A 14,030-nucleotide genomic window follows, 5' to 3' on the forward strand; every position below is an offset into this window, starting at 1 on the left:
CTGTCCTCAGTGTGCGAATACAGTGAAAGTTGAATCAGCGGCGGCCGTTCCAGAAGCCGGAAAGCTGGTGCCAGCACTTGCCACCGGTCAGCAACAACGGGCGGATCTGGTCTTTGCCGATCACCTGGATGCGTCGTACCGAACTGATCAGGTCATAGCGCGCCGACCCCTCGCTCATGCCCTCGGCCAGCACTTTGCAAATGATGTGGCTGGGGGTCACGCCGAAGCCGGAATAGCCCTGGACGTAAAACACGTTCGGGTGCTGCGGTAGCGAGCCGATCTGCGGAAACAGGTTGGGGCTGCAGGCCATCGGGCCGCCCCATGCTAGGTCGATCTTCACGTCCCGGAGATAAGGGAAGATCCTGAGCATCAGGTTGCGGTTCCACGCCTTGAGATCGCGCGGAATGTGTTCGACAAACGGTGTGGCAGAGCCGAACAGCAGACGATTTTCGCGGGTGACCCGGTAGTAATCGATGACCGGACGGATGTCGCTGTAAGCGCCACGAATCGGGCTGATGCGCTCGATCAGCTCATCGCTCAGCGGCTCGGTAACCATCTGGAAGGCGTAGGTATTGATGGTGCTCTTGTGCAGCTCAGGCTCGAGTTTGTTCAGGAAGCTGTCACAGGCCCAGAGCAGTTTGCTGGCCTTGATCGATCCCTTGGCGGTTCGCACGGTCACGCGCTCACCGTACGTCACCTCAAGGGCCGGGCTGTACTCGAAGATCTTCGCCCCGTGACTGGCCAGCGCCTTGGCTTCGCCAAGCAGCAGGTTGAGCGAGTGCACGTGCCCTGCGCCCATGTGCATCAAGCCGCACCGATAGGCATCCGAGCCGATGATCTGCTTGAGTTCCGAGCCCACCAGCAACTGAATCTCCTGCTCGGGGCTCAGCGCCTTGAATTCTTTTTCCCAGGCAGCCAGAGTCTTTTCTTGCCGGGCATTGAACCCCATGTAGCCGTAGCCGTGGCAGAAGTCGGCATCGATTGCATACTTCTCGATGCGCTCCTTGATGATGGTGGCGCCTTGGTCGCTGATCTCGAGGATCGCGCGCAGACCGTCCTCCCCGACATCCTTGCGGATCTTCTCGAGATCATGACCGATGCCCGCCATGATCTGCCCGCCGTTGCGACCAGTCCCACCGAACCCCAGATAACGGCCTTCCAGCACGACGATATTGGTGATGCCTTTTTCGGCCAGCTCCAGCGCCGTGTTGATGCCGGAGAAGCCGCCACCGATGACGACGACATCCGCTTCGATATCCGCTTCGAGCATCGGAAAGCTGAGATCGTATTTTTTGGTGGCGGTGTAGTAGGTCGGGGTTTCGACATGGATCATAGGGTGTGACCTTAGCGTTCAGAGCAGCAAATACAAATTGCAAGACGCCGAATCAGGGCGCCGCGCCTGAGGGCTATTAAGAACCCTGCGGCGTGAGCAGGTCTTGCCACTAGGTGCCGGCCTCTTGACCGCGCATGCCACGCTCGGGCTTCTGCCAGAAATGCCTCTACGCATTGCACGGCAGCTTGAGCGCACTGCCGGTCCAGGCTGGGCGCCCTGCCCACCTAGCGCCCGGGAGCCGCTTGGCTAGCCAGTGTGTCGGCGGACTGCCCTCGAGCCTGGGCGCCACCAAGCATCGCCTGAATCTCCTGAGTCGCCTGACGCGTGCTCTGCGCCAACTTCTTCACCTCGTCGGCCACCACCGAAAATCCACGCCCCACCTCACCGGCCCTGGCGGCTTCGATGGCGGCATTGAGCGCCAGCAGGTTGGTCTGCTCGGCAATCCCCTTGATGACGCCGACCACCTGGGCGATCTGCCCGTAGGTTTCCTGATTGTGTCGCAGCATCTGCTCATGGGCGGCCTGGGCATTGCGCTCATCGGAAATGTCGCGCACCGCACCGATCACCCGGTAGAGCCGGCCGTGCTCGTCACGCACCGAACGCCCACGCTCGCGACACCAGATATAGCCGCGCACCTTGTGACGCATGAGGTACTCGATCACGTACTCGCCGCTACCGGACGGCGTGACGATCTCGCGCTCGAACAGGTTGCCGATGGCGCTGAGGTGATCCGGATGGATGAGACCGGCCTGGCTGTCCAGGCCATCGGGTAACTCCTCGCGGCTGTAGCCCATCAATGCGCGGAACTGATTGGAAATACGCATGCTGCTGGCCGGATCATCAATGCGCCCGTTGGCCACCACGAAGTCCCAGTAGCCTTCGGTCAGCGTCGATTCAGCGAGGCTCCAGATGCGGGCTTCGAGTTCCCAGTTACGCAACGCATCTCGCTGCTCATCGCAGGTGCGGGTCAGGGTCTCCAGCGCAGACTGCGCCTCGCACAATGCCTCGCTCGAGGCCCGCTCGCGGAGCACCGCCTGATCACGTTGCCGCGTCAGCTCCTGCACCTCCTCAAGCAGCCTGATCACGTCGCCTCGCCCCTGCTCGAGCCCCTGTGCAACCTGCTGCAGCGAGACCTCGAGCTCGGGATAACGCCCCGCGAGAGCCGTATCGGCAACGGCAGTACCAGGCGGCGCTGCCAACTGGGCAATCTGCTTGGCCAGCCGCGTGGCCAATTTGCGCTCGCGTTGTTTGAAAAACATGCTGCTACTGCGCTCCGTTAGAAGGACGCTGCCGCGCGAAAAAGTGCGGTTTCATCGCCGGCCACTGTTGATCGATCATCGTTTTCTGCTCCGTTTTCAGTGGCTCGAGAAAGTACCGGTGCCACCGCCCGCCTTTGGCAGCAGCGAAGGCGCGCCTGGTGCTAAGGCCTGTGCGAATCGGCGAGCGCCACGGCCTTGAAGAGGACGCCTCTTTCGAGAGGCGCCCTGGAGTAGCCGGCTCAACCCAGATCGGGCTCGAACAGTTTGCGCTTCATGTAAAGCTTGACCCAGAGCGCGCCGATCACACTGACCACCACCAGGATCGCGCCCAGGATCTTGTAGACCGTGGTGGTCATTTCAGGTGATGGCGAGTTGTGCATGGCCACGTACAGCATGGCGACGATGCCGATCACCTGCGGCAGCGGATAGAACGGTGTCTTGAACGGACGCGCCCTATCGGGCATGCGGCGGCGCAGTACGATGACATCGATATGCGCTACCACGTAGGCCAGCAACCAACTGGTGGAAGCAGCGATCACCAGAGGGATCAGCGAATCGATATCCATCAACAGGAACGGGATGGCGATGATCGATGCCACGAACAGGATGCCGACCCAGGGTGTGCCATAACGCTTGCTGGTGATCTTCAGCTGCGGAAACGCCTGGCCGTTTTCCGCCATGCCTTGCAGCATGCGCGGCACTGCTGCCAATACGGTGTTGATCGTGCTACAGGTGGCGGTCAGGGCCATTACCGCGGCGATGATCAAGCCACCCTTGCCGAACACTGCATGGGCGTAGTCGAGGTAAGGTAGCGGCGTGGTGGTCAGCGTCTCGACGCTCAGGTAAAAACTCGCCCCGTAGACGAACAGCAGGAAGATCGCCAGCATCGCGCAGAGCGACAGCATCATGGCGCGCGGGATGTTGCGCTGCGGGTTATCCACCTCCTTGATCATCGGGCAGATGAACTCGACGCCGACCATCAACCACATGGCCATCGCCACCAGCCCGATGAAACTGCCGTTGAGCACCGGCTCGAAACTCCAGCTCACCGGAGTCCCGGTAATCGCAACGTGCGGCTCGATTGCCGCCGTGACAGCGCACAATCCAATCAGGAGCAGAGCCGTCACCAGCACGAAGGACAGCAGGTTCTGCACCTTGGCGAACAGATCGGCCCCCAGCAAGTTGGTCACGGCCAGAATAGCGAGGATCAGCAAAGGCAACAGCAGCGGAGGAAACAGGCCGGGGAACAACTCTCCCAGAATGGTTTCGACCAAAAACATCTCGACGGGCAGTGCCAGCATTGCCACCACCACGTACCCGGCGAACACTGCCACGATGGCCGGAAAGTGGCCGATGGCTTTCTGTGTATAGGTCGCCAAGGTGCCTTCTTCAGGGAACATGAGGGAAAGCTCGGCGAAGCTCATGGCGTTGAACTGCGCCAGTACGAACGCGACGATCATCGCGGCGATAAATCCCATGCCGCCGATGCCGATACCTTGCGTGGCACTGATCATCGAACCCTGGACGATAACCAGGCCGACACAGATGCCCATCATGGTGAGGAACTTGAGTTTCTTGGCTTGCATGGAGGTGCTACTCCCCGCGTTGGACGCCTGCATCGAGGCAATGTGAGGGGCTTTGGTATCACTCATTGGATTATTCTCCCGCTCGGGCCGTAGCCGGCCCAATGGTGCCCGTGGGTATGAGGTCAGATGGCTGCCGCCTCGGATGTCACTCTGCGCCCATGAACGGGAGAAAATCTTGCCTCTGGCTGCCGCAGTCTTGCCCAGGCGTGTCAACGCCAAGAACCAGATCGATGTGCCGGGCCAGGAACGATGCGCCGCCGCTTTACGCCCAGAGCAAGCTCACTGCTCAGCACTGATCAGATTGCTGCAATCCAGAACGATCCGGCGGTTCTCCCCGTCCTCGGTGCGGCCTTGCCGATGCAAAAAAGCCGGTCCCGGAATCACCCGGGGCCGGCCTGAGAAAAGCATGGTGCAGCGGCTCAGCCTTGGGCGATTACAGCCTTGAGCATGTGCTTGAAGGTTTCGATCTGCTCTGCGCTAAAGGCACTGAATACCTTGTCTTGCTGTTCCCCAGCGATGCGCCAGAGCGCTTCGGCCTGCTCCACTCCGGCTGCAGTGAGCAGGTATCGCTCAGCGCAATCGGCAACCAGGCCCTTGCGCTTGAGGATGTCCACGGCCTGCTCGATCTCGCGCACCGGCATAGCCACCTCACGGAGCAACCCGCCCATGCACAGGCCGGCATCGTTCTCCAGAACCATCAGCATGCGCGCCTCGCTGGTACGCAGGCCGGTGGACAGCTGGCGCGGCTGATAGCTGCTCTGGTAGCTGCGCACGGCCTGGGTCATCAGGTAATACAGGTTGTGGCTCAGACGCCCCTGAAAATCGCTGCTGGGCGGCTGGCCTTCGCTCTTCTGGGTCATCCGCGTATGCGGCAGCACCATCGAATAAGCGCCCTGGTGGTAGAGCAGTGGCGAACGGCCCAGGTCATCGAAGGCCACCACCTTGCCGATCAGAATCCAGTGATCGCCACCGTCGAGCTGCTGGTGCATCTCGCACTGAAAGCGCGCCGCGCAATCGGCCAGCAACGGCGCCCCGCCCTGACCGGCTTCGTACGCGATGCTTTCGAACTTGTCGTCACGGGGGCGTGCGAACTGGTTGGACACATCGATCTGGTCCGCAGCCAGCACGTTGACCGCGTAATGGCTGGCGCGCCGAAACACCTCGTAGCTGGTGGAGCGCTTGTCGATGCTCCACAGCACCAGGGCCGGGTCGAGCGAGACCGAGTTGAAACTGTTGGCAGTCACACCGACCTTCTGCCCATCGGGGGTGGCAGCGGTGATGACGGTGACGCCAGTGGCGAAGTTACCCAGCGCGCGGCGAAAGGCGCGCGAGTCGATGCAAGGGCTCATGGGAATCTCCCTGGCCACAACGGCATGCGCTGCGGCTTGTTGTTCGAGTAGCGGGGCCATACACCACCCCAAGCGAAGTACAGCTGCCGTCAGACCATGCTCGGGTCCGGCTCCAGGCCCATCAGCTCGCGGCCGAGGATCTGCGCACAGACGTCGTAGTCGGTGTAGGCATGGGCGCCGGTCATGTGCGCGTCACGGAACAGGCGCTGCATCTCGTTGCTCTCGAACCATGCGGTACCACCGGCGGCTGCGAACAGACGATCGACCGCCGCGATGCACATCTTCACGGCATAGGCCTGGTTGGTCCGCCAGAACGCCAGCGTTTCCCGGCTCGGGTACTGCTGAAGCGCTGAATGCTCGGCGTGTTCGGCCCAGGTCTTTTCCAGGAAGGCACGGGCAGCGGCGACCTGGTGGGTAGACTCCGCCAAACGCATCAGCGCTGGCGTTGCAGTACCTACATTCACGCCGGTATAGGCGCGCACGCGATTCCTGGTCTTTTCCTGGTAGGCCTGCAGCATCCGCTCGGCCACACCCAGGCTGACCGCAGCAAAGCCACTGGCGAAGTACGGGCGATACGGTGCGTAGAAGACCTTGCTGTGCGGGTACAGACCGAACCCCGCGGACTTGCCTTCCATCATGTCCTTGGCCTTCTGGATGCGATGGTTGGGCACGAACGCATCCTTGATCACCAGGGTCTTGGTGCCGCTGCCCTTCATCCCGGCGGCGAACCAGTCATCGCGGATCTCGTAGTCGCTGCGCGGCAGCACGGCGAAGCAATAGTCCTGGCCGCCCTCGCCGTTCTGCCGGCGGCAACCGACGATGGCCCATTCGGCGTGGTCGCTGCCGCTGCTCCAGCCCATTTCACCTTTGAAGATGACACCACCCTCCACCTCCTCGACCTTGCCGAACGGTGCGATGCTGCTGCTCGCAGTGGCGTCGGCATTCTCGCCCCAGACCTCGTCCTGCAACTGCTTGGAGAACAGCGCCATCTGATGGCTGTGCGTGCACAGGAGGCTGAAGGCCCAGGCGGTGCTGGCACAGGCGCCAGCCAGGGCAGCAACGCAGTCGGCGAATTCAGGCAGGGAGATTTCCAGGCCGCCGTAGGCTTTGGGCTGAAAGGCGCGGTGCAGACCGATGCCCTTGAGCAGCGCGATGTTTTCCTCGGGAACCGTGCGCGCCTGTTCGGCACGCGATGCGTTGGCGGCAATGGCCGGAAGGATGGCGTTGAGATCTTCGAGCAGCGGATTTGGCTTTTTCATCTGAATACGAGCCCTGATTATTGTTAGCGCTGGATCGCCGCGAGCGTCTCGTTCGCAGTACCGGCGAGCTGCTCGTGCAGCCCGCCAGCGTGCGCATCCGAGTGATCTGCCAGGCGAGGGACGGGCTCATTATGGGTACTGGCACGTAGGCTAAAAATGCATCTTCCGGGGACTAAATTGCACTTTTCATGTAGGCGAAAGAGTGCCAGCTCGAAAAAGTTAATCTCCGGGCGAGGCTCATTCCGATAACTGCGATGAAGCCAGAGGCACTGTACCTACGTGCAAACCTTCAGCAATGCGCCCTGCGGCACAAGGAATGAGGCATGTCGGCCATCGCCCATGCATTTAGATCTATATGTGTTGCCGCCGGGGCTGGCTAGTAGCCGATTAGGGATAGATGAAAAAGTGAAAAGGCTGCGTTCGGCCAGGAGCAGCCATTGACCATGCGATGCCTCTTAAGCCTTTTCTCGGCCGAATGTATAGGCTTTGATTACCAATCTGGTTCCAGTGACGCTATGGGTCTGTGCTTCGCGCGCTCATAGGATTTCGCAACAGGCAATGATGCCTGATTGTGGAGTTTGTCATGGATACACTGAATCTACCGCAGCGTCTGAAGACGCTCGGCGTCGTAGCGGTTATGGCTGTCGCATCGCAGGCTGCATTCGCAGCTCCGGCCGACCAGCACCAGCAGGCAGCTGGCTTCTACCGGCAGATGGTCGGCAACACCACTGTGACTGCCGTTTACGACGGCTATATCGATCTGAACCCGAAGCACCTCGCGGGTATGCCGCAAGAAAAGATCCAGGAGCACATGCTGCATGAGTACCAGAAGGCGGCGCCGTTCGTACAGACAGCGGTCAACGCCTTTCTCGTCGATGACGGGAAACAGCTGGTGCTGATCGACTCGGGCTCGTCTGATTGCTTCGGCCCTACCATGGGGCGGATGGTCGACAACATCCGTGCTGCCGGTTATAGGCCCGAAGAGGTTGATGCCGTGCTGCTGACGCACATGCATCCTGACCATGCCTGCGGAGTGACCCTGCCAAGCGGCAAACGAGCCTTTACTAACGCAACCGTCTGGGCCGCAGCCCGAGATGCGAATTACTGGCTCGACGTAAAGCAGGAGGGCTCATTGCCTGAGGAGCAGCGTCCATTCTTCAAAATGGCGCGTGATGCAATTTCACCTTACTCAGATGTAGGCAAATTCAAAACCTTTAATGAAGGTGACTCCATCAGCCCAGGAATACAGGTCGTGCCGTCAAATGGTCACACCCCTGGTCACACGTCTTACCTGCTCAGTTCGGGAGACGAAAAGCTGCTGCTCTGGGGGGACATTGTGCATGTGCATGCTGTGCAATTGCCGCATCCGGAGGTAACCATCGCAGTGGACGTCGATCCTAAAGCCGCCGTTGCATCTCGCACACGGTTGTTCGCTAAGGCCGCAAGGGAGCGTTGGTTGGTGGCAGCGGCTCACTTGCCCTTTCCGGGGATCGGGCATCTGCGTAAAGAAGAAAAGGGCTACAGCTGGGTGCCTGTCGAGTACCGAAATCCTGTTAATTCTGAGCGTTGAACAGCGCCCGAATAAGGCCACGGTACTCTGTGGCCTTTTTGTTTGCCCGTCATGGATTGGTTCTTTTCGAGTACCAATCTATGAGCCGATCAGCGCTCTGTCCCAGGCAGGAGGGCCAGTAGGATTGGCATAGCTTTTCAGAAGTAGCCGTTATCTCTTGCTCTTGATGAGGTGTGCCATGTCCAAGGTTGTTCAATTTCACCGTACCGGTGACGCTGATGTTCTGACGCTCGATGAAGTCACCGTACCATCGCCGAAAAGCGGTGAGGTTCAAATTGAAGTAAAGGCCATCGGCCTGAACCGCGCTGAAATCATGTATCGCACAGGGCAGTACGTGATCGATCCTCAGTTCCCGGCGAAGCTGGGCTATGAAGCGGCCGGAATTGTTCGTGCGGTTGGCAGTGACGTCAGCGACGTTGTTCCCGGCGACGTAGTAAGCGTCGTGCCGGCGTTTTCCTTCGCTGATTACGGTATGTACGGTGAGGTGGTCAATGCGCCTGCGCATGCTGTGGTCAAGCATCCGTCCAACCTCAGTTTCGTGGAGGCGGCGGCCAGCTGGATGATGTTCGTGACTGCTTACGGGGCCTTGATTGAGTACGGCAATCTCCAGGCTGGTGAAACCGTGCTCATTCCGGCTGCGTCGAGCAGTGTCGGGCTGGCAGCGATCCAGATTGCCAACATGCAGGGCGCCATCCCGGTAGCCCTTACCCGCACAAGTGCCAAGCGTCAGGCGTTGCTGGATGCGGGTGCAAAACATGTCATCGCCACCCAGGAAGAGGATCTGATTGCCGAGGTGGCAGCGATCACCGACGGCAAAGGTGCGCGTATCGTTTTCGACCCCGTTGGCGGTCCCGAGGCAACCAAGCTGATCAAGTCCATGGCCAACACCGGGATCTTCTTCCAGTACGGCGCGCTGGATCATCGCGATATTCCGGTTCCGGTCTTCGATATTCTTGGCAAGCATCTGACCGTGCGCGGCTATGAGCTGTTCGAAATCACCATGGATATGCAAAAGCTGGCCAATGCCAAGGCTTTCGTTGCCAAAGGCTTGGCAGGTGGTCAACTCAAGCCCGTCATCGACCAGGTCTTCCCGCTCGCTGACATCGCGGCAGCACACCGCAGAATGGAGTCGAATGCGCAGATCGGCAAGATCGTCGTGGTGGTTGACTGAGTCACATGCTGCGGTAGTCAGCCTGGCTGCCGCACGCCAGCGCTGCTTGCTCCCAAGCAGTCTTGGCGTACTCTGTTTTGATGCCTGAGAGAGTCAGCCTGGCTTCGCTATCGTCCTCAGTGCAGAGCACGTCTGGCCCCATGCACAGTTAACTGGAGGATGGCGATGAACATGATTGAAGCCATGCAGATGTTCGTGGCAGTGGTTGACCATGGCAGCTATACCAAAGCGGCCGAGGCGCTCAATGTGCATCGCCCGGCACTCTCCAAGCTCATTCAAAATCTTGAGCAGGAGTTGGGCGTGCAGCTGCTACACCGCACCACGCGCAGAGTGAACACCACGCCTGCTGGCGACGAGTTCTATCACCGCAGCCTGAAATTACTCGCTGAGCTAGCGGAAACACTGGAATTGTTTTCGCCGACTCGTCCGCCACGAGGCAAGCTCAGGATCGACATGCAGACCGTACTCGGTCACGCGGTGATAATCCCGCGGCTGCCCGAGTTCATGGAGCGCTACCCTGGCCTGGAAATATCTCTGGGAGCCTCCGACAACCTGAATGACCTTGTCGCGGACGGCATCGATTGTTCCGTGCGGCTCGGTGACCTGGATGATTCAAGCCTGGTCGCCAAACGTATCGGCGAGGTTGCTTTGGTGACCTGCGCGGCTCCCGCCTACGTGAAGAAACATGGTTTACCAGGCACGCTGGATGATTTACAGGCACACCTGGCAGTCAATTTCATGGTTGAGCAGCGCCGCCAGATCATGCCCTGGCGCTTCAGGGCCAACGGTAAAGCTATCAATGTGAAGATGCGCAGCGGCATCGTCGTCGACAATGCCGAGGCGTTGCTTTACTGCGCATTGGCGGGGATCGGGATGGTGCAGGGCCTGCGCCCGGCGTTGCAGCGATACATCGATAGCGGGCGTCTCGTGGAGGTTCTGGCGGATGTTCCCGTCGAGCCGAAGAGCGTTTCCGTGCTGTTTCCAGACCGCCGTCATCTCTCACCCAATGTGCGGGTATTCGTCGAGTGGGTAAGTGCGTTGTTCCAAGAGAAAAGGCGTTAGTGCGGGAGCCAATTGGTATTAGCTGAATAACAGTTCATGACTCGTTAACGGATTTATCCCTCCTTCCTCTGCGCGTACCGTTCTCTCTACAACCGAATAGGGTGTCAGTCGGTGCCAAAATGCGGTTATCGAGGTACGCGTGCCTTTTCCGATGATCATGCCCGCCTGATGATTACGTCACGTTGGGGAATGCGCAACCGAGCCGCCCGCCTAGCCAACCGACACTTAATGAGAGGAAAAAATGTCGGACAAAAGAGTGCTTCCGAATGGGCTGGCTGAGAGTGTTTTTGCCAGGATTTTTCGTCCTGGAAAGCTGACGTTCGGCCTGCTCACGCCGCTGGAGGGCTATCCCCTGAGCGATACCCCAACCATGGCGGAACATACCGCGCTCGCTACGCTGGCCGACGATCTGGGGTTCGCCGCGCTCTGGTTGCGTGACGTGCCGCTGCGTGACCCGTCCTTTGGCGACGTGGCTCAGATATTTGACCCGATGGTATATGCAGCATGGCTCGCTGCGGCGACCCGGCGTATCGCAATTGGTACGGCCGGGATGATCCTACCTCTGCGAGACCCTATTGCAGTGGCCAAGCAAGCGCTCTCAGTCGACCAACTCTCGCAAGGGCGTTTCGTGCTGGGTGTTTCGACTGGAGATCGCCCCTCGGAATATCCGTCATTCGGTGTTGACTTCGACAACCGAGAAGCACGCTTTCGTGATGCCCATGCTGTGATCCGTACGGTTATGAACCAGTCATTTCCGGTTCACCAGTCGAGCCACTACGGCCGTTTGGATGGAACTCTGGATCTGATTCCCAAGGCATTTCATGCACGGCTACCGACGATAGCGGTAGGGCGCTGCGGCCAGGAAATCACTTGGCTGGCAGAGCATATGGATGGCTGGATCTGGCACCAGAGTGACCTTGAGCAGTTGCCGACACTGATTAGCCACTGGCAGTCCGCATGCGGCCTGCAGACGTTCAAGCCTTACGGCTATGGAACGTTCTTTGAGCTGGACGCGGACCCCAATGCCCCCATCCGCTGGGGAAGGGGGCTACGCGGCGGGCGAAATGCGCTTATCAGCCTGTGGCAGCGGCAGCGCGACCAGGGCGTGTCGCATATTGCATTGAACATGAGGGTGTCGCACCGCTCAGTGAAAGACAGTGTCCAAGAGCTGGCGGATTACGTGCTCCCACTCTTTGCTTGAGGACATAAAAACTGGCTGTGTGTCCGCTTTTGGCCGATTGCTGCCCATCGTTAACGACGGCAAACGGCCAGTGAGTGTATCTGCCCCCTCTTCTGCCTTATTGGGCTGCAAGCGTTTCGTTTGACGCGAATGGAGTGATTCGCTATGGGCATCCTCAAAGCCGCTCACTGGGCAACTAGATTTTCAGCGCGTTGATAAGGGAACCGACAAAGCCTGTTGAAACAGGGGGTGAGGGATGACCCTATCTTTCATCTGCTGAATGAACAGCTCTGTGTGAGGGTTGCCGGCATCCGGTTTGACCGCATATGCAAGTTTGGCCAGTTCATGCATGTCCTCAAAATCCGATTGATCCAGCACCTCGCCATAGCCTGTGTAGCTGTCGTCCAACGCGATAGCCAGGGAGCTCAAAAATTAGTCGATAGTGATTTCGACATAGCTGCGTTCCTGGCCCGTGAAACGTTTTTTGGAACGTCTATAGACTTCTTCTCGACTAGACGATTCCGAATACCGAATGTGGCGACGCGCGTCTATTACATAACAGCGTACGGCGTCGCGAGGACAGGTCACCACGTAGTCGTGCCGGTCATAGATACCCATCGGCTCTTTGCAGCCGACCCATTTGGGGTTATAGAGTGCTTTGGCAATCAGCTCCACCCGGTGAAACTCAGCAGGACAGGCGCGCAGCCTATAGCTAGTCATACGCAGTGCGTTTTCGTGCAGCCTCCCGCGATGCGAGATATGCTCGGCGCGATAAAACTCAAGTATCTGATCGACGGAATCGAAGGGAGTGAGCCGGATACGCTCGTCTGGATACAACACCGCATCGTTTATTCGCGGCTTGCCTCGTTGGAAAAAACGGCCCCGATTTTCCCATTCCGTTTTGACGAAGAATTGATCTTCTTGCTTCTCCCGATCGGCGATAGCGTTCCAGGTCTGCTTTCGTTGGGCAACCCACTCTTTGTCGTCGACCTTCCAGAGCGGCAGGTAGTGAGAGAAGGAGCTGCAGTATTTTTCGTATTCCTGCTGGCGGTGTTGCTTAGTGTTGGCAGCCCGTTGTGCGGCATCCATCGATTGACCTCGTCCGTGTTGTTCAACCTGTTCGTTGAGTCGGGCCAGTTTAGCGGCATATGTCACTGATGTGACATGAGTACAAACCACCATTCTAGCAACGCCATGTATCCATGAGTTGCACACGTCTATCGACCCACGATGTACCATTGCTGAAGGGCTGCTTTTTGGCCGAAAGCGGCCCTCACGGAGGATCAGAGTCTGTCCAGATTTAGCGCAGCTACAATCAAGAACCAGGGCTCTCGACCTCCAGGGTTCCCCTACTCCACCGCCCCCTTGCCAACCCGATATTCGCCAGGCGTCATGCCGGCATTGCGCGTGAAGAACCGGCTGAAATAGGCTGGATCCTTGAAGCCGAGCTGGTAGCAGATTTCGTTGACCGAGCTGCCGGTGAACAGCAAGAGGCGCTTGGCTTCCTGCATCAGGCGGTCGAACACCAGGCGCTTGGACGGCAGGTCGGCGACCCGTCGACAGATGTCGTTGAGGCGCGCTTCGGTCACGCCCAGTTGCCCGGCGTAATGGCCCAGGGGCCAGTGTTCCAGGTAATGCGCTTCGATCAGGGCGTTGAAGCGCTGGAAAATGTGCAGATCTTCGCCGCGCGCCGGTTGTGCCTGGATGGTGCGGGCGGACAGGCGCAACAGGCTGACGAAGATCAGCCGGGTCAGTGCCGCCAGGCTGAGTTCGCGACCGGGACGATCGTCTGCGAATTCGTGGCGTAGTTCGTCGAACAGCAGGTTCAGCCGCGCCACCTCGCCGTCGTATTGCCCATCCAGTTCCCCCACCGCCACGCACAGGGGCGCGATCTGCGGCCCTTGGGCGAGCCCCTGACGGCTCTCCAGCAACGGCCAGACCAGCTCCTGACGCACGGTCAGTACATGGCCGTCGCTATCGGCGTCGGTGACGAAGGCATGGGGAAAGGTTGGCGGGGTGAGGAAAAACATCGGCCCCTGCTGCTGATAGCGCTGGTCGTCCAGGTACACCCGCACCACGCCACTCTTGACGTAGTGCACCTGGAAGAAACGATCGTGGCGATGCACCGGCATGTTGCGGCCGAAAAAATCGGCCAGCTTGCCTAGCGCTTCGTAGTGCACATCCGCATCGGCGTAACGCTGGTCGTAGACCTGGCCGATGTTGATATTGGGGATCGGTTGCGAGTCACGCATGGCCTCACC

Annotated in this window: 11 protein-coding genes and 2 pseudogenes; 4 read left to right on the forward strand and 9 right to left on the reverse strand. The window is 59.3% G+C overall.

The genetic code is table 11. The features are described 5' to 3' along the window. Positions 1 to 34: 34 nt before the first annotated feature. The 6 genes and pseudogenes from QYS36_RS02170 to QYS36_RS02190 form a co-directional block, all read right to left on the reverse strand. On the reverse strand, positions 35 to 1,333 hold the full coding sequence (locus QYS36_RS02170) for an FAD-binding oxidoreductase (RefSeq protein WP_308837935.1): 1,299 nt from the start codon (positions 1,331 to 1,333) through the stop codon (positions 35 to 37). Between the two features lie 290 nt (positions 1,334 to 1,623). Then, positions 1,624 to 1,809, reverse strand: a pseudogene (locus QYS36_RS23855) (methyl-accepting chemotaxis protein); the annotation flags it as partial. A 51-nt stretch (positions 1,810 to 1,860) separates the two neighbouring features. Further along, positions 1,861 to 2,592, reverse strand: a pseudogene (locus QYS36_RS02175) (PAS domain-containing protein); the annotation flags it as partial. 239 nt (positions 2,593 to 2,831) lie between these two features. Next, positions 2,832 to 4,397 (reverse strand): APC family permease, encoded by a 1,566-nt coding sequence (locus QYS36_RS02180; protein WP_308837937.1) that lies wholly within the window; start codon positions 4,395 to 4,397, stop codon positions 2,832 to 2,834. Between the two features lie 200 nt (positions 4,398 to 4,597). After that, entirely contained in the window at positions 4,598 to 5,527 is a 930-nt protein-coding gene (locus QYS36_RS02185; protein WP_308837938.1) for a p-hydroxyphenylacetate 3-hydroxylase reductase component, read from the reverse strand. An 89-nt stretch (positions 5,528 to 5,616) separates the two neighbouring features. After that, entirely contained in the window at positions 5,617 to 6,786 is a 1,170-nt protein-coding gene (locus QYS36_RS02190; protein WP_308837939.1) for a p-hydroxyphenylacetate 3-hydroxylase oxygenase component, read from the reverse strand. A gap of 583 nt (positions 6,787 to 7,369) precedes the next feature. Here QYS36_RS02190 and QYS36_RS02195 point away from each other — a divergent pair. The 4 genes from QYS36_RS02195 to QYS36_RS02210 all read left to right on the forward strand — a co-directional run bounded on the left by QYS36_RS02195 (position 7,370) and on the right by QYS36_RS02210 (position 11,790). Next, positions 7,370 to 8,356 (forward strand): MBL fold metallo-hydrolase, encoded by a 987-nt coding sequence (locus QYS36_RS02195; RefSeq protein ID WP_308837940.1) that lies wholly within the window; start codon positions 7,370 to 7,372, stop codon positions 8,354 to 8,356. 178 nt (positions 8,357 to 8,534) lie between these two features. After that, positions 8,535 to 9,527, forward strand: coding sequence for a zinc-dependent alcohol dehydrogenase family protein (locus tag QYS36_RS02200; RefSeq protein WP_308837941.1), 993 nt, complete (start codon positions 8,535 to 8,537; stop codon positions 9,525 to 9,527). A gap of 165 nt (positions 9,528 to 9,692) precedes the next feature. Beyond that, on the forward strand, positions 9,693 to 10,589 hold the full coding sequence (locus QYS36_RS02205) for a LysR family transcriptional regulator (RefSeq protein WP_308837942.1): 897 nt from the start codon (positions 9,693 to 9,695) through the stop codon (positions 10,587 to 10,589). A gap of 241 nt (positions 10,590 to 10,830) precedes the next feature. Next, on the forward strand, positions 10,831 to 11,790 hold the full coding sequence (locus QYS36_RS02210; RefSeq protein ID WP_308837943.1) for an LLM class oxidoreductase: 960 nt from the start codon (positions 10,831 to 10,833) through the stop codon (positions 11,788 to 11,790). 183 nt (positions 11,791 to 11,973) lie between these two features. Here QYS36_RS02210 and QYS36_RS02215 read toward each other — a convergent pair whose 3' ends face one another. The 3 genes from QYS36_RS02215 to hpaA form a co-directional block, all read right to left on the reverse strand. Next, entirely contained in the window at positions 11,974 to 12,177 is a 204-nt protein-coding gene (locus QYS36_RS02215) for a hypothetical protein (RefSeq protein ID WP_308837944.1), read from the reverse strand. A 24-nt stretch (positions 12,178 to 12,201) separates the two neighbouring features. Next, positions 12,202 to 12,858, reverse strand: coding sequence for a hypothetical protein (locus tag QYS36_RS02220; protein WP_308837945.1), 657 nt, complete (start codon positions 12,856 to 12,858; stop codon positions 12,202 to 12,204). A 260-nt stretch (positions 12,859 to 13,118) separates the two neighbouring features. Next, positions 13,119 to 14,021 (reverse strand): 4-hydroxyphenylacetate catabolism regulatory protein HpaA, encoded by a 903-nt coding sequence (gene hpaA / locus QYS36_RS02225; RefSeq protein ID WP_308837946.1) that lies wholly within the window; start codon positions 14,019 to 14,021, stop codon positions 13,119 to 13,121. Between the last annotated feature and the right edge of the window lie 9 nt (positions 14,022 to 14,030).

The sequence above is a fragment of the Pseudomonas sp. G34 genome (genome assembly GCF_031119625.1).
Lineage (GTDB): Bacteria > Pseudomonadota > Gammaproteobacteria > Pseudomonadales > Pseudomonadaceae > Aquipseudomonas.